Source organism: Nonomuraea sp. NPDC051941 (assembly GCF_044593615.1).
Window position 1 is genome coordinate 320,033 of record NZ_JBIUCF010000003.1, and the last position, 24,854, is coordinate 344,886.

Consider the following 24,854-nt stretch of genomic DNA (forward strand, 5'->3'; position numbering starts at 1 on the left):
AGGGAGGCGTAACCGAATGGCTGACCCGAAGGGTTTTCTCACGCATGACCGGGAGCTGCCGGCGCGCCGCCCCGTGGACGTCCGCATCAGCGACTGGCGCGAGGTCTACCAGGACTTCTCGCAGGAGAAGCTGACCAAGCAGGCGGCCCGCTGCATGGACTGCGGCATCCCGTTCTGCCACAACGGCTGCCCGCTCGGGAACCTCATCCCCGAGTGGAACGACCTCGTCTACCGCACCGACTGGCGCGAGGCGATCGAGCGGCTGCACGCCACGAACAACTTCCCCGAGTTCACGGGCCGGCTCTGCCCGGCCCCGTGCGAGGCGGCGTGCGTGCTCGGCATCAACTCCGACCCCGTGGCGATCAAGCGGGTCGAGGTCGAGATCATCGACCGGGCGTTCGCCGAGGGCTGGGTGACCCCGCAGCCCCCGGCCGTCAAGACCGGCAAGCGGGTGGCGGTCGTCGGCTCGGGCCCTGCGGGCCTGGCCGCCGCGCAGCAGCTCACCAGGGCCGGGCATGACGTGGTCGTGTTCGAGCGGGCCGACCGGATCGGCGGCCTGCTGCGGTACGGCATCCCCGAGTTCAAGATGGAGAAGCGGCACATCGAGCGCCGCCTGGAGCAGATGCGGGCCGAGGGCACCGAGTTCCGCACCGGTGTGAACGTCGGCGTCGACATCACCGCCGCCGAGCTGCGCGAGCAGTTCGACGCCGTGGTGCTGTCGGGCGGGGCCACCCAGTGGCGCGACCTGCCGGTGACCGGGCGCGAGCTCAAGGGCGTCTACCAGGCGATGGAGTACCTGCCGCTGTCCAACAAGGTCCAGGAGGGCGACTTCGAGACCGCGCCCGTCTCGGCCGAGGGCAAGCACGTCGTGGTGATCGGCGGCGGCGACACCGGCGCCGACTGCATCGGCACGGCGATCCGGCAGGGCGCCGCGTCCGTCACCCAGCTCGAGATCATGCCGCAGCCGCCGGCGAACAGGCCAGGCAGCCAGCCGTGGCCGACGTTCCCGATCCTGTTCAAGATGGAGAGCGCCCACGAGGAGCTGGCCGACGGCGGGGGAGAGCGGGTCTACGCGGTCTCCACGACCGAGTTCGTCGGTGACGCCGACGGCAACGTGCGGGCGCTGCGGCTGGTCGAGGTCGAGGGGCCGCAGGGCGGGTTCAAGCCGGTCCCGGGCACCGAGCGCGAGATCCCGGCCGAGCTCGTGACGCTGTCGATGGGCTTCCTCGGCCCGGAGAAGGGCTCGCTGCTGCAGGACCTGGCCGAGGTCGGCGGTGACGGCTTCTACGACGCGCGGGGCAACGTCTCGCGTGACAAGACGTACATGTCCAAGGTGGACGGCGTCTTCGTGGCCGGCGACATGGGCCGCGGGCAGTCGCTCATCGTGTGGGCCATCGCCGAGGGGCGGGCCGCCGCCTCGGGCGTGGACCGGTATCTGACCGGGGAGACGGCGCTGCCGTACCCGATCCTGCCGACCGTGCGGCCGCTGGTGTAACTCACAGAGGCCGGGACCGCTCAGCGCGGTCCCGGCTTTTTCACGCGCATTCGCGGGCGATGGCGTCGAGGACGCGCTGCGAGCCGGCGTCGGCGGCGCGGTAGATGACCAGCCGCTGGCCGGGGGCCTGGATCGGGGCCAGCACCTCGTAGTCGACGGTCAGCGGGCCCTTGACGGCGTGCCGCAGCCGCTTCTGGCCCCGGCCGTTGACCCGGACGTCGCGCAGCGCCCACAGGCGGGCGACCTCCTCGCTGCCGGCGGTGAGCTCGTCGACCAGCTCGGTCAGCGCCTTGTCATCGGGATGGGCCGCCCACGAGGCCCGCAGGTCGGCGATGCCCTCGCGCAGCGTGCGCTCCCTGTCGCGGAAGAAGTCGCGCAGGCCCGGGTGGAGCATGCACAGCCACAGGCTGTTGCGCTGCGCCGTCGGCAGCGTGCCGAAGTCCAGCATCAGCCCCGCCATCTCCGGGTTCCACGCGAGGATGTCGAAGCGGTGGTTGAGCAGCATGGCGGGCAGCGGCGACAGGTCGAGCACGAGCCGCGCCAGCGGGCCCGCCTCCTCCGCGGTGGGCGCCTGCCGGTTGGGGCGCTGGCGGGCCAGCTCGAACAGGTAGGCCCGCTCGTCCTCGCTCAGCCGCAGCGCGTCTGCCAGGGCCTCCAGCACCTCGGCCGACGGACGCAGCCCGCGGCCCTGCTCCAGGCGGATCACGTAGTCGACGCTGACGCCCGCGAGCTCGGCGACCTCCTCCCTGCGCAGGCCCGGCGTGCGCCGCTGGGCGCGACGGGCGGGCAGGGCGACGTCGCCCGGATCCAGGCGCTCGCGGCGGGTGCGCAGGAAGGCGGCGAGCTCGCGGGTCTGGTCCACGGTGTTCATCCCTTGGATCCTACGACCCGCCTGCCTGGGAAGGCCCGTCCCAGGAAGGGCCTTCCCTTCCCCCCGGATCCGGGCCCGAGCAGCCTTGATGGCATGACGACTCTTGACACCTACCGCCTGCTCGGCCGCTCGGGACTGCGCGTCTCGCCGCTCGCGCTGGGGACCATGACATTCGGCACGGACTGGGGCTGGGGCTCGGACAAGGACGAGTCGCGGCGGATCTTCGACACGTACGTGGACCGGGGCGGCAACTTCATCGACACCGCCAGCCAGTACACGGAGGGCACCGCGGAGACGCTGGTCGGCGAGTTCGCCTCGGGGCGGCGCGAGGAGCTGGTGCTGGCCACGAAGTACACCATGGCCAGGCGGCCCGGCGACCCGAACTCCGGCGGCAACCACCGCAAGAGCATGGTGCAGTCGGTCGAGGCGAGCCTGCGCCGGTTGAACACCGACTTCATCGACCTGCTCTACCTGCACGCCTGGGACTTCACCACCCCGGTGGAGGAGATCCTGCGGGCCATGGACGACCTGGTCAGGGCGGGCAAGGTGCTCTACGTGGGCATCTCCGACGCGCCCGCCTGGCAGGTGTCGCGCATGCAGGCCATCGCCGACCTGCGCGGGTGGGCGCCGCTGATCGCCCTGCAGATCGAGTACAGCCTGGTCGAGCGGACCGTCGAGCGGGACCTCATCCCGATGGCGCGGGAGATGGGGCTCGGAGTCATCCCGTGGTCGCCGCTGGCCGGCGGGGTGCTGACCGGCAAGTACGGCCGGGACGACCTCGCCCAGGAGGTCTCCGCCGACCCGTCCGGCACGCGCAAGAACGTCGCGGCGGCCAACGGGTCGCTGACCGAGCGTGCCCTGGACATCGCCGACGTGGTCAAGCAGGTCGCCGGCGAGCTCGGGGTCAAGCCGTCGCAGGTCGCGCTGGCCTGGACGACGCTCAACCCCGGCGTCACGGCTCCCATCGTGGGGGCGCGCACGACGGCGCAGCTGGAGGACAACCTGGGGGCCCTGGACGTGCGCTTCGGCGACGGCCAGCTGGCCGCGCTGGAGGAGGCCGGCCGGGTGGATCTCGGGTTCCCGCACGAGTTCCTGGCCCGGCCGATGCCGCGCCAGGTCATGCTGGGCGGCGTCAAGCTCGACCTCACCCGCTGACCCCCGTGTCCCGAGGCGCCCGCCCGTATGGCGGGCGCCTTCGGCATGTCCAAGGAATTGCACACTCTGCAAGTCTTGCAGAGTGTGCAAGAGTTGCGTACAGTGCAAGACATGGAGAGTCCGCAGCAGCGTCGAGACCGTCGGCGGGCCGAGAAGCGGCAGGCCATCAGGGTCGCCGCGGTGAAGATCGCGCTCGACGAGGGGATCGAGGCCGCGACCGTGGAGGCGATCAGCGCGGCGGCCGACATCTCGCCGCGCACCTTCTTCAACTACTTCGCCTCCAAGGAGGAGGCGCTCGTGATGGAGCCTCTCTGGCACCCCGAGGAGCTCGTCGGCATGCTCGCGGAAAGGCCCGCCGACGAGCCCGCCTTCCAGTCGCTGAAAACGGTGATGCGGGCCTTCGCCGTCCGGAGCCAGCGGATCTGGACGGACATGCAGCCGTTCATGGAGCTGCGCAAGCGCCACCCCGAACTGGCCGCCAAGTCCAGGGCCGCCGACGAGACGAAGATCATGGACACGGTCTTCGACGCCGTCAGGAGCCGTCCGGGCGTCACCGGCCCCATCCACGCCAGGCTGCTCATCGTCGCGTCGTTCGGCGCCGCCATCTCGGCGATCCAGGAGGCGACGGCCGGCGGCGGATCGGTGGAGGACCTGCTCGAAGAGGCGTTCACGCTGCTGGAGAACGGACTCTGACCCCATAGGAAAGCGGCGACCGGGGTGGCACCCCCGATCGCCGCGGATCACTCCTGCCCTCGCGAAAGAAGCAAGGAGACGACCAATGCTATCCACAACCACGCCCGAGGCCGCACCTCGGCGCTCACTCTGGGTGAGCATGGGCTCACTCATGCTCACCATGTTCCTGGCCGCCGTCGACCAGACCGTCGTGGCGACCGCCATGCCGACCATCGTGGGCGAGCTGAACGGCCTGGAGAGCCTGTCGTGGCTGGTCACCGCGTTCGCGCTGACCTCGGGCATCGCCACGCCCCTCTACGGCAAGCTCAGCGACATGTACGGCCGCAAGAACCTCTACCTGTCGGCCATCGTCCTGTTCGTCCTCGGCTCGGCCCTGTGCGGGCTCGCGCAGTCGATGGGCCAGCTCATCGCCTTCCGGGCCTTCCAGGGCATCGGAGCGGGCGGTCTCATGGTGCTGACCATGACCATCGTCGGCGACCTGGTCACGCCCCGCGAACGGGCCAGGTACCAGGGCATCTTCGGCGCGGTCTTCACGCTGGCCTCGATCGCCGGGCCGATCCTCGGCGGCTACCTCACCCAGCACGTCTCCTGGCGCTGGATCTTCTACATCAACCTGCCGCTCGGCGTGGTCGCGCTGGCCGTGGCGTTCGCCGTGCTGAAGCTGCCCAAGCGCGTCTCCCCGCACCGCATCGACTGGCTCGGCGCCGTGCTCATCTCCGGGCTGCTGACCTGCCTGACGCTGTTCGCCTCCTGGGGCGGCACCCTCTATGCCTGGTCCTCGCCGGTCGTCATCGGGCTCGGCGGCGGCGCGGTGCTGCTGGCCGTGCTGTTCGTGCTGGTGGAGCGGACGGCGGCCGAACCGGTGCTGCCGCTGCGGCTGTTCCGCGACCGGACGTTCACGATCCCGGTGGCCTCCGTCGTGCTCATGGCCACCGCGATGCTCGGCGCGGCCACGTTCCTGCCCGTGTTCCTGCAGCTGGCCACCGGCGCGAGCGCGGCGGACTCGGGGCTGCTGCTGCTCCCGATGATGGCCGGGATGGTCGTCTCGTCGACGCTGACGGGGCAGCTCGTGCACCGGTTCGGCCGGTTCAAGTGGTTCATGGTCACGGGGACGGCGCTCGCCGGGGTCGCCGGGCTCCTGTTCTCCACCATGGACCTCGGGACCAGCGGGTTCGTCTCCGGCGCGTACATGGCGCTCTTCGGGGCCGGGCTCGGCATGGTCATGCAGAACGTGCTGCTGGTCGTGCAGACCACCACCGCGGCGGCGGACCGGGGCGCGGCGACCTCGGCCGTCACGTTCGCCCGGGGCGTCGGCGGCGCGGTGGGCGTGGCGGTGCTGGGCGGCGTCTTCAGCGGCAGGCTCGCGCTGGGGCAGGCCTCGCTCACGCCCGAGGCCATCCAGGCGCTGCCCGAGGCCGCGCGGCACGCCACGCAGCTCGCCTTCTCCGACGCCATCAGCGGGGTGTTCGCGTGGGTGGGGCCGATTCTGCTGGCCGCCGCGTTGCTGCTGGCGTTCCTGAGGAACGTACGCCTGACCGACCAGGCCCCGTCCGAGCCGGTCGCGCAGGAACCCGCCCCGGAGCCCGGCGTACGGGCCTGAGCCCAGGGCTGAGCGGATCCCGTACCCGGGGTCCGCTTAGCTACCTTTAGGCCGAAATTTCGTCAGTTAGTTGCATCACCTGGTAAGTGTCGGGAAGATGCAGAATCTGCGGCACTGGGTGGATGGGGGAACAATGCGGCGGGTCGCCTCTGGCTTGACGGCGTTGGCCACCGTGGTCGCGATGGCCGCCTGCTCGCCCGGCGCATCGCAGGCCCCGCCCCGCGCCGCCACCCCTCGAGGTCCCGAATACCTCGTCTTCTACACCCAAGGCGGGCAGCAACAGGCGCAGCAGGCCGTCGAGAGCGCCGGCGGCACCACGCTCGCGAACGACGCCAAGCTCGGCTACCTGACGACCACGGGCGGCGGCGGCAGGTTCGCCGAAAACGTGGGCGCCGACGGATCCGTCGTCGGGGTGTCCCCGGACCGCAGCATCGGCTTCGCCGAAGCCGGCGCCGCCCGCGCCGCCACCCGCCGTACCGGAGGAGCCAAGGGCCGGACGGCGGCCTTCCCCGACGCGCGGTCGTTCACCAGGAGCGGCTCGGGAGAGCCGCTCGCCGGCCGCCAGTGGGACATGCGGATGATCGGCGCCGACCGCGCCAACGCCAAGGTGCCCGGCAGCAGGCAGGTGCTGGTCGGCGTCATCGACACCGGCGTGGACGGCAAGCACCCCGACATCGCCCCCAACTTCAACCGCGAGCTCAGCCGCAACTTCGTCACCGACAAGCCCAAGGACGAGGACGGCGAGACGCTCGACGGCCCCTGCGAGGTCAGCGGCTGCAAGGACCCCGTGGACGAGGACGACGACGGCCACGGCACCCACGTCGCCAGCACGATCGCCGCCCCGATCAACGGCATCGGCATCGCCGGCGTCGCCCCCGGCGTGCAGATCGTGAACATCAGAGCCGGCCAGGACTCCGGCTTCTTCTTCCTCAAGCCCAGCCTCGACGCGCTCACCTACGCCGGCGACATCGGCGTGGACGTCGTGAACATGAGCTACTACGTCGACCCCTGGCTGTTCAACTGCACGAACAACAAGGCCGACTCCAGGAAGGAACAGCTCGAACAGGCGGCCATCATCACCGGCATGCAGCGGGCGCTCGACTACGCCCGCCAGCGCGGCGTCACCCTCATCTCCGCCCTCGGCAACGGCTCCACCGACCTCGGCCATCCCAAGGTCGACAAGGAGAGCCCCGGCTACCCGGTGGGCGAGAAGAAGGAGCGCCAGGTCGACAACTCCTGCGTCAACGTGCCCGCCGAGTCCTCCGGCGTCATCTCCGTCGCCGGGCTCGGCCCTTCCGGCCGCAAGGCGATCTACAGCGACTACGGCGCCGAACAGGCCGACGTGTCCGCGCCCGGCGGCGACGCGCTGGACGGCAAGGGCGCCAAGGCCACCCGCTCGATCCTGGGCGCCGCGCCCGAGCACGTGCTGCGGGCCGCCGGGCGGATCGACGCGAAGGGCGAGCCCAAGGGCGCCGACGTCGTCAAGGACTGCAAGGGCGGCACCTGCGCCTACTACCAGTACCTCGACGGCACCTCCATGGCCGCCCCGCATGCCACGGGAGTCGCCGCCATCCTCGTCAGCCGCTTCGGCAAACCCGGCAAGGGCGGCCTCGAACTGGCCCCGGCCACCGTCGAGGACCTGCTGTACAAGACCGCCACCCCCAAGGCCTGCCCCACGCCCCGCCAATATGTGTACAAAGCCTACGGCCAGGACGTCACGCAGGTCTGCGAGGGAGACCAGGCGGACAACGGCTTCTTCGGGCACGGTGTCGTGGACGCATGGAAAGCGGCTACCGTCGAATCGTGATGTATCGCATCATCGCGGACGCCGCGATGATGGTGCACTTCGCGTTCCTGACCTACCTGGCCGTGGGCGGGTTCCTCGCGTGGCGCTGGCGGCGTACGATCTGGGCGCACCTGGCCGTGGTCGGCTGGGGCCTGTTCTCGCTCGTGACCGGCGTCGAGTGCCCGCTCACCGCGATCGAGGACTGGGGACGCCGGAACGCGGGGCTGCCCGAGCTGCCCCGCGGTGGATTCATCGACAACTACATCGAGGGCGTGATCTACCCGGAGCAGTACACGAACTTGGTACGTCTGGGGGTCACCGTTCTCGTTCTGTTCTCTTACGTAGGCTACGTTCTCCGTCGTCAGTGACTGCCAAGTGGTCTGTACCAATTAAGGTAGGACTCGTGACTCGTCGCGCGAAAATCGTCTGCACCCTAGGCCCCGCCACCTCCTCCAAAGAACGCCTCCGCGAGCTGATCGCCGCAGGCATGGACGTGGCACGGTTCAACCTCAGCCATGGCACTCATGACATGCACAGAGAGGTCTACGACCGGGTCAGGGAGGTGGCGGCCGACCTCGGCCGCGGCGTAGGCATGCTCGCCGACCTGCAGGGCCCCAAGATCCGCGTCGGCACGTTCGAGGAGGGCCCCGTCAGGCTGGGCTTCGGCGACGTCTTCACCATCACCACCGAAGACGTCCCGGGCGACCGCGAGCAGGTCTCCACCACCTACAAGGGGCTGCCGAACGACGTGCGCCCCGGTGACACGATCCTCGTCGACGACGGCCGCCTCGTGCTCGAGGCCACCCGCGTCGACGGTGAGCGCATCACCACCCGTGTCGTCATCGGCGGCATGATCTCCGACAACAAGGGCCTCAACCTGCCCGGCGTCAATGTCAGCGCCCCCGCCCTGACCGACAAGGACGAGGCCGACCTGCGCTGGGCGCTGCGCACCGGCTTCGACATGATCGCCCTGTCCTTCGTCCGCCGCCCGTCCGACGCCGACGTGGTGCGCAACATCATGGAGCAGGAGGCCGTACGCCTGCCGCTGCTCGCCAAGATCGAGAAGCCGCAGGCCGTCGACCGCCTCCCCGAGATCGTCGAGGCCTTCGACGGCATCATGGTCGCCCGCGGCGACCTGGGCGTCGAGCTGCCGCTGGAGCAGGTGCCGATCGTGCAGCGGCGCATCATCGAGCTGTGCCGCGAGAAGGCCCACCCGGTCATCGTCGCCACCCAGATGCTCGACTCGATGATGAACGCCCCGCGCCCCACCCGGGCCGAGGCCTCCGACGTGGCCTACGCGGTCATGGACGGCGCCGACGCGGTCATGCTGTCGGGCGAGACGTCGGTCGGCAACTACCCGATCGAGTCCGTCTCCACGATGGACCGCATCGCCTGCGCCGCCGAGGAGACGTCCCTGCACGCCACGCACACGCTGGAGCGCATGCCGGAGACCACCGGCGGCGCCATCGCGCGGGCGGCGGCCGAGGTGGGGGCCATCGTGGGGGCCAAGGCACTGGTGGCGTTCACGATGTCGGGGGAGACGGCGCGCCGCCTGGCCCGCTACCGCTCGCCGATCCCGCTGCTGGCCTTCACGTCGTCGCCGCACGTGCGGGGGCAGCTGTCGTTGACGTGGGGGGTGGAGACGTTCCACGTGCCGTTCGTGCACCACACCGATGACATGGTGCGGCAGGTGGAGGCTTCGCTGCTGTCGTCCGGGCGGCTGGAGAAGGGGGACAAGGTGGTCATCGTGGCCGGCTCGCCTCCCGGCACCCCGGGCTCCACCAACGCCCTGCGCGTCCACACCGTCGGTTCGGCCGTCTCCCACACGCACTAACCTTCGGTTTTTACGGCTGCGCACGGTTGGCACCACCCGCCGCCCGTGGCGCTCTTTGGATCCTTTACGGCTGCGCACGGTGGGCACCACCCGCCGCCCGTGGCTGAGGGCCCTCCAGGGAGACGCTTACCCGCCTCACCGGCGCGCCGCCGCAACGGCGCGCCGTGGGCCATCTCCGTGGGTTTCGCTTGACCGGCGTGCCAGGGGACACGGGGCACGCCCACGCTGCCCGCGCGTTCCGACTTGATCGCGCGAAGGACCTGAGGGCGCCCACGCGTCTTGATGGGCGGCCCCACCACCATGCGCCCCCCAACGCTGCGCCCGCCCTGACCCAGGGCGGGCGGCGCTGGTAGGGGTGGTCAGCGGGTCAGTTCGCGTGCAGGGCGGCGTTCAGCTCGATGCCGCCGCCCGTGCGCGGCACCGCCTCCACCGCGCCCGACTGCGAGTTGCGGCGCAGCAGGACCCCGTTCGAGCCCGACAGCTCGGCGGCCTTCACCACCGTGCCGTCCGGGAGCGCGACCTTCGTGCCCGCCGTCACGTACAGCCCGGCCTCCACCACGCAGTCGTCCCCCAGCGAGATGCCGATGCCCGCGTTGGCGCCGAGCAGGCAGCGCTCGCCGATCGAGATGACCTGCTTGCCGCCGCCGGACAGCGTCCCCATGATCGAGGCGCCGCCGCCCACGTCGGAGCCGTCGCCGACGACCACGCCGGCCGAGATGCGGCCCTCGACCATGGAGGCGCCCAGGGTGCCGGCGTTGAAGTTGACGAAGCCCTCGTGCATGACCGTGGTGCCGCTCGCCAGGTGGGCGCCCAGGCGCACCCGGTCCGCGTCGGCGATCCGGACGCCGGAAGGCAGCACGTAGTCCACCATCCGCGGGAACTTGTCCACCCCGTACACCGTCACCGCGCCCCTCGCCCGCAGCCGCAGGCGCGTCCGCTCGAAGTCCGGCACCGGGCAGGGACCGAAATTGGTCCACGCGACGTTGGCGAGCAGGCCGAAGACGCCGTCCAGGTTGACCCCGTGCGGCCTGACCAGGCGCGCGGACAGCAGGTGCAGCCGCAGGTAGACGTCGTGGGCGTCCACGGGCGCCTCGGAGAGCTTGGCGATGCCGGTGCGCACCGCCACCACCTCCACGCCCCGCGCCGCGTCGGGACCCGTCAGCTCGGCCAGCTCACCGGCCTCGCCGGCGGAGAGCCGCTCGGTGCCCGTCGCGGGCGCGTCGCCCAGCTCGGGGGCGGGGAACCAGGTGTCGAGTACGGTGCCGTCGGCGGCGATGGTCGCGAGGCCGACGCCGAACGCGCCGGTCGAGGTGGGATCGATAGCAGTCACGGGCCCAAAAATACCGTTTCCGGGTCAGCCGAGAGCGCCCAGGTCGGCGGAGAGCCAATGCTCGGGTCGCATCCGGAACGTCATGAGCACGTGCAGGTCCGAGCCCTGCACGTATCCCTCCACCGCGTCGGGCGGCAGGTAGCGGGAGGAGATGCGCGTCAGGTCCTCCAGCGTCGTGGGCCCGGAGCGCACGACGGGCCCCTCGACGGACACGTACCGGTAGGTCGGGCTGACCCGCTGCACCAGCATCGAGAACCTGGCCGCCTTCGCGATCAGCTTGGCCTTGCGCGAGCCGCCGTCCGTCAGGAAGCGGATCTCACCGCCGGGGACGTAGTCGTACCAGACGGGCACGATCAGCGGCGCGCGCCCGTCACCCGTCTCCACCGCCAGGCTCGCGATGTGCGGCTCCGCCAGGAACGCCTCCCTCGCCGCCACGCTCAACGGCATGCCGCCCCACCCCCGTCTGCATCGATCTTGAGACCGATATTCCCGATGGGAGCGATCCCGAAAGCTCCTCGATCGCGGTTTTGCCCAGGTGATCCCCATCTGCGGCGGCCAGGTTCCGGGCCGCGACCGTCGTCGCCGTGTGCACGAACCCCGCCAGCGCCCGCGACCGGACCCCCTCCGGCCAGGCCAGCACCACCGTCGTCGGAGCGCCGTCGAGCACCGGAACGCACACCAGATCCCGCCGCAGATGATCCCGCACCGACTCCGGCACCACCGCGATCAACCGCCCCAACGCCACCAGTTGCATCAACATGGACGGATCGTGCAGCTCCGGATGCTGACCCGGCCAGCACGGAGTCGGGTCCTCCTCCAACTCGGCCAGGTGCACGAAGGGCCGCCCCGCCAGCCGGTGCCCGGGCTGCACGATCGCCACGCTGCCCTCCTCACGGAGCGGCTCGCTGTCGAAACCCGTCAGATCCTCGTACGGGCTGTGCAGGAACGCCACGTCGGCCGTGCCGTCACGCAGCATCCGCGCCCGCTCCGTCACCGCGCACAGGACCAGATCCACCTCGACGGCGTCCGGATGGGCGCGATAGTCGGAGAGGATCTCCGGCAGCAGGCCGCCGTCGCCGCCCGCCTTCATCGCCACCACCAGTCGGGGCACGGCGCGCCCCGCCCGCTGCGTGCGCACCGTCGCGGCGGCCACCGCGTCGAGGACCTTGGCCGCCTCCCTGGCCAGCACCTCGCCCGCCGGAGTCAGCGAGATTCGCCGCCCCGACCGGTCGAACAACGTCACCCCGAGCCGCCGCTCCAGCTTCTGGATCGCCCTCGACAGCGGCGGCTGCGCCATGCCCAGCCGCTCGGCCGCCCGCCCGAAGTGCAGCTCCTCCGCGACGGCGGCGAAATAGGCCAGCTCGCGCGTTTCCATACCCTCAGGGTATGGCCCATGACCCACCCGGTGTTGGCCCCGGAACAGTCGGCGATGATGTGCTTCCCGACATGACCGACAAGACCACCGCCCTGGTGACCGGGGCGAACAAGGGCATCGGATACGAGGTCGCCGCCGGACTCGCGCGCACGGGCATGACGGTGCTGCTCGGCTCCCGCGACCGGGCACGCGGGGAGGAGGCCGCCGCCCGGCTCCGCGCCGAGGGCGGCGACGTGCGCCCCGTCCTGCTGGACGTCACCGACCCGGCCACGATCGACGCCGCCGCCACCACGCTGACCCGCCTCGACGTGCTGGTCAACAACGCCGGCATCGCGGGCCCCATGGGCGACCCGCCCAGCGCGATGTCCCCGCGAACCCTCCGGGAGGTGCTCGAGACGAACGTCGTCGGCGTCCTCATGGTCACCAACGCCATGCTCCCCCTGCTCAGACGCTCACCGGCGGCCCGCATCGTGAACGTCTCCAGCGGCGTCGGCTCCCTCGCCCACCACACCGACCCCGGCCACTACATGTCCGCCCTGCCGCCCTCGGCCACCTATCCCGTGTCCAAGACCGCGCTCAACTCCCTGACCGTCCAGTACGCCAAGGAACTGCGCGAGGAAGGCATCCTCGTCAACGCCGCCGCCCCGGGCGCCTGCGCCACCGACTTGACCAAGGACCTGCCGTACAAACCCACCCGCCCGGCCGCGGACGGGGCCGCCGTCGTCATCCGGCTGGCCACCCTCGGCCCCGACGGCCCGACCGGCGGCTTCTACGACGACGCCGGAGTCATGCCCTGGTGACCGGTCAGTATTTCGGGCCGACGTGAAGGTCGAGCAGCACGCCGCTGGGCAGGACGCGGCGGACCCGGTTGGTCCCACGCCAGCCGTCGGAGTGGATGAGGCCTCTGACGAACCTCCCGGGATGCGCCGAGACGATCTCCCGTTGCCATGGCTCGAGCACGATCGGGCGCTCATGCTTCTTGCCGGGACCATGCTGCGGGAACAGGTGCGGAGAGAGCGGAATCGGCGCACAACGGGCGCAACCGCGGGCCGTGGGGGAGCGACTCTCGGGCACCTCGCGCCACCGGCGGATGGTGCTCAGACTGACGCCGGTCTGGCGGCTCGCCTCGCCGACGCTGAGCCCGGCCTCCAGCAGGCGCAGCGTGCGGTTGCGTAGAGTGCGATCGTGCATGCGGAGAGTGTCGCAGCCGGGTATGACAAAACCGCCCGGCCGAGAAGGCGGGCGGTTTGAAAGTGCCCCGGGTGGGATTCGAACCCACACTGAATGGATTTTGAGGCCATCGACTCTGCCGATTGGTCTACCGGGGCGGCATTTGTCCGGTCTGTGATCTCGGAGTGTAAACCACCGAGCCGCACCGGCGTGGATCTAATCTACCGGACATCGGTACTCTTCTGCTCGTGAGTACGCAGCGGCGAGTAGTGATCGCGGAAGACGAGGCCCTGATCCGCCTCGACCTCAAGGAGATGCTCCAGGAGGACGGCTACGTCGTCGTGGGCGAGGCCGGGGACGGTGAGCAGGCGATCCGGCTGGCCGCCGATCTGAGGCCGGACCTCGTGATCCTGGACGTGAAGATGCCCGTGCTCGACGGCATCTCGGCGGCCGAGCGGATCGCGGCCGAGCGGATCGCCCCGTGCCTGATCCTGACCGCGTTCTCCCAGCGTGACCTGGTCGAGCGGGCCAGGGACGCGGGGGCGATGGCCTATCTGGTCAAGCCGTTCACGAAGGCGGATCTGGTGCCGGCGATCGAGATGGCGGTCAGCAGGCACGAGGAGATGGTGGCGCTGGCGTCCGAGGTGTCGAGCCTGTCGGAGCGGCTGGAGACCAGGAAGCTGGTGGAGCGGGCCAAGGGTCAGCTGATGACGCAGCACGGCTGGAGTGAGCCGCAGGCGTTCAGGTGGATCCAGAAGGCGTCGATGGATCGGCGGTTGAGCATGCGTGAGGTTGCTCAGATCGTTATAGATGACGCGGCCGAGCGGGGCTGAAAAAGGCCTATATCAAGTCTTTTGGGCCGGTGGGTTGTGGTGTGGTCACGAGTGGGCATCCAACCGGCTTCGAGTGCTTTTCGTGGGAGGTGTCCCGGCGCGTAACTGATGGGCGGACGGAAGGTCCGCTCATCTCGAACGGAGACGCTTTCGATGATCCGTATTTCCCGCGCGCCGGTCGCCGCCACAGCGATCCGCGTACCCGTGCTCGCCGCCGCCCGCTTACCGGTCGCCGTCACGGCGGCGTGTCTGGTGCTGGTCGCGTGTTCGGGCGGAGGCACGACCGCCGCCCCCGCCGGGTCCGCCTCGGCTTCGTCCTCCTCGGCCGGGGTCGCGAAGAAGGGGGACGGCACGCTGACGATCGGCACGGTGCTGCCGCAGACGGGTTCGCTCGCGTATCTGGGCCCGCCCATGTTCACGGGTGCGAACCTGGCGCTCAAGGAGGTGAACGAGGCGGGCGGGGTGCTCGGCAAGCCGGTCACCAAGTACGACACGGACTCGGGTGACACCACCACGAACATCGCCTCGCAGTCGGCCGACAAGCTGCTGACGCAGAAGGTGGACGCGATCGTGGGCGCGGCCTCGTCGTCGGTGTCGGAATCGATCATCGACAAGATCACCCGTGCGGGGGTCGTGCAGTTCTCGCCGGCGAACACGTCGGACAAGTTCACCACGATCAACGACCGGGGGCTCTATTTCCGTACGGCGCCGCCGGACAAGCTGCAGGGCCGGGTGCTGGGCGACCTGGTGGTGGGCGACGGCAACGACACGGTGGGCATTCTGGCCATGCAGGACTCGTACGGCACGGGTCTGGCGGATCAGGTGCAGACGACCATCACCGACGGCGGTGGCGAGGTCGTGGAGCGGGTGGACTACGACCCGAAGGCGGCCGACTTCTCCGCGGACGTGGCGAGGATCAAGGCGAAGAATCCGAAGGGCATCGTGCTGATCGGGTTCGAGGAGACGGCGAAGGTCGTGGCGGAGCTGGTCAAGCAGGGCCTGACAGCGGACAAGCACAAGTGGTACATGGTGGACGGCAACATGTCGAACACCAACTTCGTCAGGGCCCCGACGGGCACGCTCAAGGACGTCAAGGGCACGCTGCCCGGCGCGGCTGCGCCCGAGGCGTTCCAGAAGAAGCTGCTGGCGGTCAATCCCAAGCTGACCGAGTTCACGTACGCGGCGGAGTCGTACGACGCCGTGACGCTGATCGCGCTGGCGGCCGAGGTGGCCAAGGACGACTCGGGGGCGGCCATCGCGGCGAACCTGGTGGCCGTGAGCAAGTCCGGCGAGAAGTGCACCGGTTTCAAGGAGTGCGTGGACCTGCTGAAGGCCGGTAAGGACATCGACTACGAGGGTGTCAGCGGGCCGGTCGACTTCAACGAGGTGGGCGACCCGTCGGTGGCGACGATCGGGGTCTACCAGTACGGGGCGGACAACAAGTTCGACGCGGCGAAGGCGGTCGAATATCGCCAGGGCAACATCGCGGGCTGAGAGCGCCCATTGCACCCCAGATCCGGAAATTTCCGGATCTGGGGTGTGTCGTGTCTGACAGGACCGTAACTCACACGAAACACATCATTACCATCAGTGTTTGTGACATTACGAATCCGCATAAAAGCCGCGTAAGAACTCCCCATCACCTGTTCGAACAGGCATGCTGAGCTCGGAAAACCCAGCGAAGGTGATCGTTCCTTCGTTGAGATAGGGGGAGTCTCTTTTATGATCCGCATTGCTCCAACGGGGCGCGTGCTGGCCGTCGCGGCCGCGGCGAGCCTGGCTCTGACGGCCTGTGGCGGTGGCGGCGGCGACACGGCCGCGAAGCAGTCCGAGTCGGCGGCCCCGTCCACGGCGGCCTCCTCGGCGCCCGCGGCGAAGGGCGACGGCACGCTGACCCTCGGCACCGTGCTGCCGCAGACGGGCTCGCTCGCGTTCCTCGGCCCGCCCGAGTTCGCCGGCGTGGACCAGGCCGTCAAGGAGATCAACGAGGCCGGCGGCGTGCTCGGCAAGCCGATCACCAAGGTCCACACGGACTCGGGTGACACGAGCACGAACATCGCCTCGCAGTCGGTGGACAAGCTGCTGGCCCAGAAGGCCGACGCCATCATCGGCGCCGCGTCGTCGTCGGTGTCGGAGTCGATCATCGACAAGATCACGGGTGCGGGCGTGGTGCAGTTCTCGCCGGCCAACACCTCCGACAAGTTCACCACGATCAGCGACAAGGGCCTGTACTTCCGTACGGCGCCGCCGGACAAGCTCCAGGGCCGCGTGCTCGGCGACCTGATCGCCGCCGACGGCAACGACACCATCGGCATCCTGGCCATGCAGGACTCCTACGGCTCCGGCCTTGCCGACCAGGTCACCAAGACCGCCGAGGAGGCCGGCGCCAGCGTCGTGGAGCGGGTCGACTACGACCCGAAGGCGGCCGACTTCTCCGCCGACGTGGCCAAGATCAAGGCGAAGAACCCGAAGGCGATCGTGCTGATCGGCTTCGAGGAGGGCGCCAAGGTCGTGGCCGAGCTGGTCAAGCAGGGCCTGACGACGGACAAGTACAAGTGGTACATGGTGGACGGCAACATGTCGAACACCAACTACCAGAAGATGCCCAAGGGCACGCTCAAGGGCGTCAAGGGCACCATCCCCGGCGCCGAGGCGCCCGAGGAGTTCAGGAAGAAGCTCGTCGAGCTCAGCCCCAAGCTGAGCGACTTCACGTACGCGGCCGAGTCGTACGACGCGGCGAACCTGATCGCCCTCGCCGCCGAGGCGGCCAAGGACGACTCCGGCGCGTCCATCGCCGCCAAGCTGCCCGAGGTGAGCAAGGGCGGCGAGAAGTGCAAGAGCTTCAAGGAGTGCGTCGACCTGCTGAAGGCCGGCAAGGACATCGACTACGACGGTCTCAGCGGCCCGGTCGAGTTCAACGACGCGGGTGACCCGGCGGTGGCCACGATCGGCGTCTACCAGTACGGGGACGACAACAAGTACCCCGGCAAGGCGCTGGAGTACCGCACCGGCAAGATCGAGGGCTAGGAGCCCAACCCGCACGTCTTCATCGCCCAGGGGATGAGGCGGTCCTGCAGCGGCTTGGGCGGCACCACGATGACCACGCGCTCCTGACCCCCGTCGATGCTGGCCCGCACGGGGAACAGGAAGGCCTTCTTGGCCTCGGCGAACGCGTGGGGGTCGCAGCGGCCGGGGGTGAGCGCGATCGGCACCTCCAGCCGCTGCCGACCGGCGGCCAGCACGCCCAGGGGCCGGTGCTCGGGCGTGACGATGAAGTGGGTGGTCCCGCCCATGTCGTTGACGGTGACGGCGCCGTTCCCGCGCCGGGTGATCACCAGGTTGCCCCGCATGGCCTTGTCGACGTCCTTCCACTCGGGGCCGAACTCGATGTCCGCCGCCTCCTTGATCAGGAACTCCGAGCACTCGTCGCGCAGCAGCCTGGCCAGCAGCGGGTCGGGGTGGGGGACGGTGAAGACCACCTTGCGCGGCTGCTCGGAGCCGGTGCTGACGTGCGCCACGACCGTGGCCGGCTGGACCTCGGGCAGCCCCTGGGGGAGGCAGTTGGCGGGCCCGTACGTGATGCGCAGGTCCGTCCGCTCGGTCTTCTTGAGGGTGGCGTCGGTCCGTTGCGCCGGCAGGGTTTTGAATGACGGCGTGACCAGCTGGACGTCGGCGAAATAGACCGGTGTGTCCGTGGTATTGCGGACGGCCACCTCCAGCGCGTGCACGGGCTCGTCCGAACGCCATTGCGCCAGTGAGACCGATACGCCCGCCGGGGGCGTCGCGGGCGGCGGCGAAGGCCGTTCGGCGGCGGCGCAACCGGCGAGGAGGAGCACCATGGCGAGGGGAACCGTAAAGCGCTTCACTCGATGCAGATTAAGCGCGCTTGCCCAGGTCCGTAAGTTGAGGACTGATTACGACTCCGCATCCAAGTGCCGACAGTTCCCCAGTGCATCTGGTTGGAGCATGCAGCAGTTTTATACGTTTCCTGCATTCGTTCGGGAACGCTCGGCGGTGCTGACCGATCCCGGCCTGGAAATGAAGGAGACACTTCATGATCCGCATTGCTCCCGTGGGGCGGGCGCTGGCTGTCGTGGCTGCCACCAGCCTCGCCCTGACAGCCTGCGGCGGTGGCGGCGGCAACACCGCCACGCAGACGTCAGAGTCTGCCGCCGCGCCGTCGTCGTCGGCGCCCGCCGCGGCGAAGGGCGATGGCACTCTCACCATCGGCACCCTGCTGCCCCAGACCGGTTCGCTGGCCTTCCTCGGCCCGCCCGAGATCGCGGGAGTCGACGCCGCCGTCAAGGAGATCAACGAGGCTGGTGGCGTGCTCGGCAAGCCGATCACCAAGTACGACACCGACTCGGGTGACACCACCACCAACATCGCCTCGCAGTCGGTGGACAAGCTGCTGGCGCAGAAGGCCGACGCCATCATCGGCGCCGCGTCGTCGTCGGTGTCGGAGTCGGTGATCGACAAGATCACCGGCGCGGGCGTGGTGCACTTCTCGCCGGCGAACACGTCGGACAAGTTCACCACGATCAACGACAAGGGCCTGTACTTCCGTACCTCGCCGCCCGACAAGCTGCAGGGGCGCGTGCTGGGTGACCTCGTGGTGGCCGACGGCAACGACACGGTGGGCATCCTGGCCATGCAGGACTCCTACGGCACGGGTCTGGCCGACCAGGTCCAGAAGACCGTCACCGACGGCGGTGGCGAGGTCGTCGAGCGCGTCGACTACGACCCGAAGGCGGCCGACTTCTCCGCCGACGTGGCCAAGATCAAGGCCAAGAACCCCAAGGGCATCGTGCTGATCGGGTTCGAGGAGACGGCGAAGGTCGTGGCCGAGCTGGTCAAGCAGGGCCTGCCCGCCAGCAAGCACAAGTGGTACATGGTGGACGGCAACACGTCCAACACGAACTACGTGAAGATGCCCAAGGGCACGCTCGACGGCGTCAAGGGCACGATCCCGGGTGCCGCGGCCCCCGAGGAGTTCGAGAAGAAGCTCCTGGCCGTCAACCCCAAGCTCCAGGACTTCAGCTACGCCCCCGAGTCCTACGACGCCGCCAACCTGATCGCGCTGGCCGCCGAGGCCGCCAAGAGCGACGCCGGCACGGACATCGCGGCCAAGCTCGCCGAGGTGAGCAAGGGCGGCGAGAAGTGCAAGAGCTTCAAGGAGTGCGTGGACCTGCTGAAGGCCGGCAAGGACATCGACTACGAGGGCGTCAGCGGCCCGGTCGAGTTCAACGAGGCCGGTGACCCGTCCGTGGCCACCATCGGCATCTACCAGTACGGCGCCAACAACAAGTACGCCACCAAGGCACTCGAGTACCGCACCGGCAACATCGCCGGCTAGTACCGCCGCCTCACACGGAAGGGCCCGGCCATCATGGCCGGGCCCTTCTCGTCGTTACTTGCAGCCCGCCACGATCTGGTCGGCGGCCACGCGGTACTGCTTGAGCAGCGCCACCTGCCGCTCCCGGGGCACGTCGTTCCTGGACAGCCCGGCGGTCGTGGTCTTGATCGTCTGTACGGCGCCCTTCAGCGAGTCGGGCAGCCGGTCGCCGAACTCCAGCGTGATCCCGCGCAGCTCCGCCAGGCGGCCGATCACGGCGTCCTCGAAATATTGCCGGTCCTCCTGACCCTTCGGTTCCAGCATGAGGTTGGCGTACCCGATGGCCGAGACCACGCGGGCGCAGGGGCTGTCGGTGGGGTCGCCGCCGGTGCTGTATTTGGACGCGGACGAGGCGTTGCCCTGGCATCCGACGAGCAGGACGGGAAGCATGAGCGCGACTGTCGCTAAACGTTTCACAACGCACATTAAAGAACGGCGAAGGGGCCCATGGGAGCCCCTTCGCCGTTCTCGATCGTCTTACGCCTTGGCCAGCGTGCCGAGGTACAGCTCGATGACCTTGGGGTCGTTGGCGAGCTGCCGCCCAGTGCCGGTGTAGGCGTTGCGGCCCTGGTCGAGGACGTAGCCGCGGTGGCAGATCTGCAGGCAGCGCCGCGCGTTCTGCTCCACCATGATCACCGTCACGCCCGCCTTGTTGATCTGCTGGGCCTGGATGAACACCAGGTCCTGCAGCTTGGGCGACAGGCCCGCCGACGGCTCGTCGAGCAGGAGCACGGACGGCTCGGTCATGAGGGCCCTGGCCATCGCGACCATCTGCCGCTCACCGCCGGACAGGGAGCCGGCGCGCTGCTTGCGCCGCTCCTTGAGCGCGGGGAACAGCTCGGCCACGAACTCGAAGCGCTCCTTGAACTTCCCCGGCACCTGGAAGGCGCCCATCTCGAGGTTCTCCTCGATGGTGAGGCTGGGGAAGACGTTGTTGGTCTGCGGCACGTAGCCGACGCCGCGGGCGACCAGCGAGTGCGCCTTCATGTTCGTGATGTCCTCACCCTTGAGCAGCACGGTGCCGCTGCGGATGGTGACCAGCCCGAACATGGCCTTGAGCAGCGTCGACTTGCCGGCGCCGTTGGGGCCGATGATGCCGATCAGCTCGCCCTCTTTGACGTAGAGGTCGGAGCCGTTGAGGATGTTGACGCCCGGCAGGTAGCCGGCGATCAGCTCGTCGCACCTCAGCACGGCGTCCTCGGCGCCTGCCAGGTGGTCGCCGCGGTCGGTGACGGCCGCCTTCGACTGGGCCGGCTCAGGGACGGTCACTTCTGCGTCTCCTCTTCGATCTCGGCCTCCAGCGCCGCCTCGGCCTCGTGAAGCTGGGCCTCCAGCTCGGTCTCCGAGAGCGGCGCGTCGTGGTGGGCGCCCAGGTAGGCGTCGATCACGCGCTCGTCGGACATGATCGTCGAGGGCGGGCCCTCGGCGATGACCGCGCCCTGCGCCATGACGATCACCCAGTCGCTGATGTCGCGGACCATGTCCATGTCGTGCTCCACGAACAGCACCGTCATGCCCTGCTCGCGCAGGTCCTTGACGTGGCCGAGCAGCGACTGCGTCAGCGCCGGGTTGACCCCGGCCATGGGCTCGTCGAGCATGACCAGCTCGGGCTGGACCATGAGCGCGCGGGCCATCTCCAGCAGCTTGCGCTGGCCGCCCGACAGGGATCCGGCGAAGTCCTCGCGCTTGGCGTCGAGCTTGAACCGCTCCAGCAGTTCCTCGGCCCGTACCGTGATCTCGTCCTCCTGGCCGCGCCACAGGCTCGGGATGAGAGCGCGGAAGAAGCTCTCGCCCTTCTGCTGCTGGGCGCCCAGGCGCATGTTCTCCATGACCGTCAGCCGGGACAGCGCCTTGGTGAGCTGGAACGTGCGCACCATGCCGGCGCGGGCCACCTTGTGCGCGGGCACGCCGTTCATGGACTTCCCGTTGAACGTCCACGAGCCGGAGTCGGCCGTGTCGAACCCGGTGAGCTGGTTGAAGAACGTGGTCTTGCCGGCGCCGTTGGGACCGATCAGCGCGGTGATGGAACCGCGCTGGATCTCGACGTGGCCGACCTCGACCGCGGTCAGGCCGCCGAAGCGGCGCACGACGTTGTCCACCACGAGGATGGGGTCGGGCTTGGGCACGCCGGGATCGCGCGCCAGGTCCTTGAACGCCGCCAGGGCGGCCGCCTTGCGCTCGGTGGCGCCTGCCTGGGTGTGGGTTTCAGCGTGCATCGATTGCTATCTCCCTCTTGTCACCGAAGACGCCCTGTGGCCGGAAGACGAGCAACAGGATGAGGCCAAGACCCACGATGATGTAGCGGAAAGCGCCCACCTGGTTGGTGTCCATGAAGGTGATGTACCCGGCGCCGACCGCCTCGGTGAGCACACCGTAGATGAAGACCAGCAGCACCCAGAAGATCATCGAGCCGACGACCGGGCCGAGCACCCGGGCCGCGCCGCCGAGGATGACCATGGTGTAGACGTAGAAGGTCGTCTCGGTGCCGAAGACGTCCGGCTGCACGGAGGCGAAGGCCAGGCCGTAGATGAAGCCACCGAGCGAGCCGATGACGCCGCCCAGGATGAGCGACTGCATCTTGTACGAGAAGACGCTCTTGCCGAGGCTGCGCACGGCGTCCTCGTCCTCGCGGATGGCCTTGAGCACGCGGCCCCACGGGCTCTTCATGAGCAGGTAGACGATGCCGCAGCAGATGGCGATCAGCGCCCAGCCGACGACCATCACCCACAGGACCCGGTTGTTGAAGAAGATCGGCACCGGGCCGAGGTTGAAGCCGTAGTCCCCCTCGGAGAACGGGTTGAGGGCGTAGAAGCCGTCGGAGAAGCCGCGCTGGCCGTCGGAGCCGCCGAAGACGTTCTTGAACGCCACCGAGCGGAAGACGAGTCTGATGATCTCGGCCGCCGCGATGGTGACGATGGCCAGGTAGTCGGCGCGCAGCTGCAGCGTCGGGATGCCCATGAGGATCGCCAGCAGCACGGCGGCGGCGAGGCCGACGATGATGCCGATCCAGAACGGCAGGCCCATGACGGTGACGGTGACCGCCAGGCCGTAGCCGGCCACACCCATGAACGCGGCCTGGCCGAAGTTGAGCAGGCCCGTGTAGCCGAAGTGGATGTTGATGCCGATGGCCGCGAGGGCGTACAGCACCGTGTCCACGCCGATGGCGGACTTGAGGGTGGTGCTGATGATCGTGATCCAGTCCATTCTGATCCTCCCCCGATCAGCCGATCCGCTCGCGGCGGCCCAGGATGCCCTGCGGCCGGACGAGGAGCACGATGATGAGTACGGCCAGCGCGCCGACGCTCTTGAGCTCCGGCGGCACCCACAGGGTGGAGACCTGGATGAACAGGCCCACCACCAAGGAGCCGACCAGCGCGCCGAACGCGGTGCCGAGCCCGCCGAGCGTCACGCCGGCGAAGATGAGCAGCAGGATGTCCTGACCCATCGTGTATTTGAGGCTCTGCGACAGGCCGAGCATGATGCCCGCCAGCGCGGCGATGGCGCCGCCCGTGGTCCAGATGATCCGGATGACCCGGTCGACGTTGATGCCGGACGAGGCCGCGAGCGCGGGGTTGTCGGCCACGGCACGGGCCGCCTTGCCGGTGCGGGTGCGCATCAGGGCCAGGCCGACGATGATCAGGACCGCGAGCTCGATGCCCATGGCGACGAAGTTCTTGGGCGCGGCCGTGATGGGGCCGACCTGGATGCCGGGCTGGGCCGTGTACTGGGCGAAGGCCTCGTTCTGGCCGCCGAAGAAGATCAGGAACACGTACCGCAGGAACAGCGCCACACCGATCGAGATGATCATCATGGCGATGGTGCCGGTGCCGCGCCTGCGCAGCTGGCCCCAGAACAGGCGGTCCTGTAGGTAACCGAGCATGCCGCCGACCACGACCGCGATGATGGCGGCCGGGATGATATGCAGCCCGAAGCCCACGTTGAACGCGTAGGCGAGGATCGCGCCGAGCGTGACCAGCTCGCCGTGGGCGAAGTTGGTCAGGCCGGTCGTGCCGTAGATGAGCGACAGACCGAGCGCGGCCAGGGCGATGATCAGGCCGAGGTTCAGGCCCTCGAAGGTCAGCTGCGCGGCCGTCGTCCAGAACGAGCTCTCGCCGCCGCTCTCCTGCTGCTGCCCGGGAGCGCCCTTGGCCTGGAGGGCGAACAGGACGGTCGAGCAGTTGCCCTCGAAGACGGTCGGCGTGCGGACATTGTTGCCGCCGCGCACCTCCGTGTTCTGCGGAAGACTGCTGACATCCAAGGTGACCTTGTACTTACCGGGTTTGTCGACCGGAACGTCCCAAGTGCCTTGTGCGTTGCTCGTGACCTCCTTAACGGGTTGTCCGCTCTCGGTGGTCACGGCGATTTTGGCGCCGTTCACTGGCTGGCCTTGGAGTTTGAGTGTTCCCCTCAGTCCCTGGCAATCGGCGGGCCCCGCGTGAGCGGGGCTGGCCAGCAGGAAGACGAGTCCACCCAGGAAGGCCGTGAACGCGATCACGGCTCTGCGCAATGGTGCTCCCTCAAGTAGGTCAAGGCGGGGTTGTGCCCCTCCATCTCGACACGCGCGCATCGCAGGCACAACTGGGATGCTGTGGCGGGAGCTTATTCTGGTGACGCCCGGTTCAGTATCGTTCGTCACCAATTAGTGACATGTGTGTGTCGCTGATGTGAGCAAACAACAAGCCAGGTCAGGGGCTAAATCACCGTAGACGCCTGGCGGCTCGGCGAACGAATCCGTAACGATCGCCGTAAAACGTGGACGAGCCCGCGCGGGCGGCCTTTGGGACCGTGTAGGGCTTCCCCGGCCGCACACGTTTTCTACTGGGCCACCCCGCGGGCTCGCGTTCGGACCACCGTATCGACCTACGGGCGCGGCGCGCAAAGGGACAGGAGTTTCACCTGTCGCGCAACATGCACGTGAGACGAGAGGTGCACACGAGTTTTCCCTGCTCGTCGGTGATCTCGATGCCGTACGTCGCCAGCGTCCGGCCGCCGTGCAGCCTGGTCGCCACGCCCGTGACGTGCCCGGCGGTCGCCGAGCGGTGGTGGGTGGCGTTGATCTCGATGCCCACGGCGATGCGCTCGGGGCCCGCGTGGATGGCGGCAGCCACCGAGCCCAGCGTCTCGGCCAGCACCGCCGAGGCCCCGCCGTGCAGCAGGCCGTAGGGCTGGGTGTTGCCCGCGACCGGCATGCGGCCCACGACCCGCTCGGGGCCGGCCTCGAGGAACTCGATGCCCATGCGGTCGGCCAGCGTGCCCTCGTGCACGGCGCCGAGCACCGAGAAGTCCAGGGGGTTGGTCTGCGTCAAAGGGACGTCTC

24 protein-coding genes and 1 tRNA gene are annotated in these 24,854 nt (G+C 69.2%); 12 read left to right on the forward strand and 13 right to left on the reverse strand.

The features are described from left to right. Window positions 1-16: 16 nt before the first annotated feature. Window positions 17-1,495: a glutamate synthase subunit beta gene (locus tag ACIHFD_RS07980; RefSeq protein ID WP_397366093.1), complete on the forward strand. Its 1,479-nt coding sequence runs from the start codon at window positions 17-19 to the stop codon at window positions 1,493-1,495. Between the two features lie 40 nt (window positions 1,496-1,535). Here ACIHFD_RS07980 and ACIHFD_RS07985 read toward each other — a convergent pair whose 3' ends face one another. Then, on the reverse strand, window positions 1,536-2,366 hold the full coding sequence (locus ACIHFD_RS07985) for a helix-turn-helix domain-containing protein (protein WP_397366094.1): 831 nt from the start codon (window positions 2,364-2,366) through the stop codon (window positions 1,536-1,538). Window positions 2,367-2,459: 93 nt separating this feature from the next. On the opposite strand from ACIHFD_RS07985, the gene ACIHFD_RS07990 reads away from it, so the two are divergent. The 6 genes from ACIHFD_RS07990 (at window position 2,460) to pyk (ending at window position 9,434) form a co-directional block, all read left to right on the forward strand. Beyond that, on the forward strand, window positions 2,460-3,521 hold the full coding sequence (locus tag ACIHFD_RS07990) for an aldo/keto reductase (RefSeq protein ID WP_355191830.1): 1,062 nt from the start codon (window positions 2,460-2,462) through the stop codon (window positions 3,519-3,521). A 111-nt stretch (window positions 3,522-3,632) separates the two neighbouring features. Continuing rightward, a complete protein-coding gene (locus tag ACIHFD_RS07995) occupies window positions 3,633-4,214 on the forward strand; it encodes a TetR/AcrR family transcriptional regulator (RefSeq protein WP_397366095.1) in 582 nt (193 codons plus the stop codon). Between the two features lie 85 nt (window positions 4,215-4,299). Continuing rightward, window positions 4,300-5,814, forward strand: a complete 1,515-nt coding sequence (locus ACIHFD_RS08000) for an MDR family MFS transporter (protein ID WP_397366096.1) — start codon at window positions 4,300-4,302, stop codon at window positions 5,812-5,814. A 172-nt stretch (window positions 5,815-5,986) separates the two neighbouring features. Further along, window positions 5,987-7,621 (forward strand): S8 family peptidase, encoded by a 1,635-nt coding sequence (locus ACIHFD_RS08005; protein WP_397366294.1) that lies wholly within the window; start codon window positions 5,987-5,989, stop codon window positions 7,619-7,621. Further along, a complete protein-coding gene (locus ACIHFD_RS08010; protein ID WP_397366295.1) occupies window positions 7,621-7,968 on the forward strand; it encodes a DUF2784 domain-containing protein in 348 nt (115 codons plus the stop codon). The genes ACIHFD_RS08005 and ACIHFD_RS08010 overlap by 1 nt, the downstream gene beginning before the upstream one ends. Before the next feature lie 35 nt (window positions 7,969-8,003). After that, window positions 8,004-9,434: a pyruvate kinase gene (pyk, locus tag ACIHFD_RS08015; protein ID WP_355191838.1), complete on the forward strand. Its 1,431-nt coding sequence runs from the start codon at window positions 8,004-8,006 to the stop codon at window positions 9,432-9,434. 367 nt (window positions 9,435-9,801) lie between these two features. Here the strand turns inward: pyk and dapD are convergent, their stop codons facing one another. From dapD to ACIHFD_RS08030, 3 genes are read right to left on the reverse strand one after another with little or no spacing between them, the layout of a single operon-like run. After that, on the reverse strand, window positions 9,802-10,764 hold the full coding sequence (gene dapD, locus ACIHFD_RS08020) for a 2,3,4,5-tetrahydropyridine-2,6-dicarboxylate N-succinyltransferase (RefSeq protein WP_350726299.1): 963 nt from the start codon (window positions 10,762-10,764) through the stop codon (window positions 9,802-9,804). Window positions 10,765-10,788: 24 nt separating this feature from the next. After that, window positions 10,789-11,211, reverse strand: coding sequence for a pyridoxamine 5'-phosphate oxidase family protein (locus ACIHFD_RS08025; protein ID WP_319714435.1), 423 nt, complete (start codon window positions 11,209-11,211; stop codon window positions 10,789-10,791). Beyond that, a complete protein-coding gene (locus ACIHFD_RS08030) occupies window positions 11,135-12,139 on the reverse strand; it encodes a LysR family transcriptional regulator (protein WP_397366097.1) in 1,005 nt (334 codons plus the stop codon). The genes ACIHFD_RS08025 and ACIHFD_RS08030 overlap by 77 nt, the downstream gene beginning before the upstream one ends. A gap of 71 nt (window positions 12,140-12,210) precedes the next feature. On the opposite strand from ACIHFD_RS08030, the gene ACIHFD_RS08035 reads away from it, so the two are divergent. After that, window positions 12,211-12,939, forward strand: a complete 729-nt coding sequence (locus ACIHFD_RS08035) for an SDR family oxidoreductase (protein WP_397366098.1) — start codon at window positions 12,211-12,213, stop codon at window positions 12,937-12,939. Between the two features lie 4 nt (window positions 12,940-12,943). On the opposite strand, the gene ACIHFD_RS08040 is transcribed toward ACIHFD_RS08035, so the two are convergent. Together ACIHFD_RS08040 and ACIHFD_RS08045 are read right to left on the reverse strand one after the other, a co-directional pair. Next, window positions 12,944-13,330, reverse strand: a complete 387-nt coding sequence (locus ACIHFD_RS08040) for a helix-turn-helix domain-containing protein (RefSeq protein ID WP_397366099.1) — start codon at window positions 13,328-13,330, stop codon at window positions 12,944-12,946. Window positions 13,331-13,393: 63 nt separating this feature from the next. Continuing rightward, window positions 13,394-13,467 (reverse strand) — tRNA-Leu (locus tag ACIHFD_RS08045). A gap of 90 nt (window positions 13,468-13,557) precedes the next feature. Between ACIHFD_RS08045 and ACIHFD_RS08050 the strand changes: the two genes are divergently transcribed. From ACIHFD_RS08050 to ACIHFD_RS08060, 3 genes are all read left to right on the forward strand, one after another. Beyond that, complete coding sequence (locus tag ACIHFD_RS08050; RefSeq protein WP_350726309.1) at window positions 13,558-14,142, forward strand: response regulator; 585 nt, start codon at window positions 13,558-13,560, stop codon at window positions 14,140-14,142. 153 nt (window positions 14,143-14,295) lie between these two features. After that, window positions 14,296-15,636: an ABC transporter substrate-binding protein gene (locus ACIHFD_RS08055; protein ID WP_397366100.1), complete on the forward strand. Its 1,341-nt coding sequence runs from the start codon at window positions 14,296-14,298 to the stop codon at window positions 15,634-15,636. A gap of 228 nt (window positions 15,637-15,864) precedes the next feature. Further along, entirely contained in the window at window positions 15,865-17,169 is a 1,305-nt protein-coding gene (locus tag ACIHFD_RS08060; RefSeq protein ID WP_364263982.1) for an ABC transporter substrate-binding protein, read from the forward strand. On the opposite strand, the gene ACIHFD_RS08065 is transcribed toward ACIHFD_RS08060, so the two are convergent. Further along, entirely contained in the window at window positions 17,166-18,008 is an 843-nt protein-coding gene (locus ACIHFD_RS08065) for a hypothetical protein (RefSeq protein ID WP_397366101.1), read from the reverse strand. The genes ACIHFD_RS08060 and ACIHFD_RS08065 overlap by 4 nt on opposite strands. Before the next feature lie 188 nt (window positions 18,009-18,196). Between ACIHFD_RS08065 and ACIHFD_RS08070 the strand changes: the two genes are divergently transcribed. Next, entirely contained in the window at window positions 18,197-19,498 is a 1,302-nt protein-coding gene (locus ACIHFD_RS08070) for an ABC transporter substrate-binding protein (RefSeq protein WP_394494433.1), read from the forward strand. A gap of 54 nt (window positions 19,499-19,552) precedes the next feature. Here ACIHFD_RS08070 and ACIHFD_RS08075 read toward each other — a convergent pair whose 3' ends face one another. The 6 genes from ACIHFD_RS08075 to ACIHFD_RS08100 all read right to left on the reverse strand — a co-directional run bounded on the left by ACIHFD_RS08075 (window position 19,553) and on the right by ACIHFD_RS08100 (window position 24,774). Beyond that, entirely contained in the window at window positions 19,553-19,927 is a 375-nt protein-coding gene (locus ACIHFD_RS08075; RefSeq protein WP_397366102.1) for a hypothetical protein, read from the reverse strand. A gap of 87 nt (window positions 19,928-20,014) precedes the next feature. Next, a complete protein-coding gene (locus ACIHFD_RS08080) occupies window positions 20,015-20,806 on the reverse strand; it encodes an ABC transporter ATP-binding protein (protein ID WP_387831325.1) in 792 nt (263 codons plus the stop codon). After that, on the reverse strand, window positions 20,803-21,753 hold the full coding sequence (locus ACIHFD_RS08085; RefSeq protein WP_397366103.1) for an ABC transporter ATP-binding protein: 951 nt from the start codon (window positions 21,751-21,753) through the stop codon (window positions 20,803-20,805). Before ACIHFD_RS08085 ends, ACIHFD_RS08080 begins: the two co-directional genes overlap by 4 nt. Then, window positions 21,743-22,741: a branched-chain amino acid ABC transporter permease gene (locus tag ACIHFD_RS08090; protein WP_397366104.1), complete on the reverse strand. Its 999-nt coding sequence runs from the start codon at window positions 22,739-22,741 to the stop codon at window positions 21,743-21,745. The genes ACIHFD_RS08085 and ACIHFD_RS08090 overlap by 11 nt, the downstream gene beginning before the upstream one ends. Window positions 22,742-22,757: 16 nt before the next feature. Then, on the reverse strand, window positions 22,758-23,795 hold the full coding sequence (locus ACIHFD_RS08095; RefSeq protein ID WP_397366105.1) for a branched-chain amino acid ABC transporter permease: 1,038 nt from the start codon (window positions 23,793-23,795) through the stop codon (window positions 22,758-22,760). A gap of 634 nt (window positions 23,796-24,429) precedes the next feature. Next, complete coding sequence (locus ACIHFD_RS08100) at window positions 24,430-24,774, reverse strand: PaaI family thioesterase (protein WP_192794325.1); 345 nt, start codon at window positions 24,772-24,774, stop codon at window positions 24,430-24,432. Window positions 24,775-24,854 lie beyond the last annotated feature (80 nt).

Bases quoted from the DNA above. Each gene is read 5' to 3' on its own strand.
- ACIHFD_RS07980 (WP_397366093.1), top strand. From the start codon at position 17: ATGGCTGACCCGAAGGGTTTTCTCACGCATGACCGGGAGCTGCCGGCG.
- ACIHFD_RS07985 (WP_397366094.1), bottom strand. From the start codon at position 2,366: ATGAACACCGTGGACCAGACCCGCGAGCTCGCCGCCTTCCTGCGCACC.
- ACIHFD_RS07990 (WP_355191830.1), top strand. From the start codon at position 2,460: ATGACGACTCTTGACACCTACCGCCTGCTCGGCCGCTCGGGACTGCGC.
- ACIHFD_RS07995 (WP_397366095.1), top strand. From the start codon at position 3,633: ATGGAGAGTCCGCAGCAGCGTCGAGACCGTCGGCGGGCCGAGAAGCGG.
- ACIHFD_RS08000 (WP_397366096.1), top strand. From the start codon at position 4,300: ATGCTATCCACAACCACGCCCGAGGCCGCACCTCGGCGCTCACTCTGG.
- ACIHFD_RS08010 (WP_397366295.1), top strand. From the start codon at position 7,621: ATGTATCGCATCATCGCGGACGCCGCGATGATGGTGCACTTCGCGTTC.
- ACIHFD_RS08025 (WP_319714435.1), bottom strand. From the start codon at position 11,211: ATGCCGTTGAGCGTGGCGGCGAGGGAGGCGTTCCTGGCGGAGCCGCAC.
- ACIHFD_RS08030 (WP_397366097.1), bottom strand. From the start codon at position 12,139: ATGGAAACGCGCGAGCTGGCCTATTTCGCCGCCGTCGCGGAGGAGCTG.
- ACIHFD_RS08035 (WP_397366098.1), top strand. From the start codon at position 12,211: ATGACCGACAAGACCACCGCCCTGGTGACCGGGGCGAACAAGGGCATC.
- ACIHFD_RS08040 (WP_397366099.1), bottom strand. From the start codon at position 13,330: ATGCACGATCGCACTCTACGCAACCGCACGCTGCGCCTGCTGGAGGCC.
- ACIHFD_RS08055 (WP_397366100.1), top strand. From the start codon at position 14,296: ATGATCCGTATTTCCCGCGCGCCGGTCGCCGCCACAGCGATCCGCGTA.
- ACIHFD_RS08060 (WP_364263982.1), top strand. From the start codon at position 15,865: ATGATCCGCATTGCTCCAACGGGGCGCGTGCTGGCCGTCGCGGCCGCG.
- ACIHFD_RS08070 (WP_394494433.1), top strand. From the start codon at position 18,197: ATGATCCGCATTGCTCCCGTGGGGCGGGCGCTGGCTGTCGTGGCTGCC.
- ACIHFD_RS08075 (WP_397366102.1), bottom strand. From the start codon at position 19,927: ATGCTTCCCGTCCTGCTCGTCGGATGCCAGGGCAACGCCTCGTCCGCG.
- ACIHFD_RS08085 (WP_397366103.1), bottom strand. From the start codon at position 21,753: ATGCACGCTGAAACCCACACCCAGGCAGGCGCCACCGAGCGCAAGGCG.
- ACIHFD_RS08090 (WP_397366104.1), bottom strand. From the start codon at position 22,741: ATGGACTGGATCACGATCATCAGCACCACCCTCAAGTCCGCCATCGGC.
- ACIHFD_RS08100 (WP_192794325.1), bottom strand. From the start codon at position 24,774: ATGGGCATCGAGTTCCTCGAGGCCGGCCCCGAGCGGGTCGTGGGCCGC.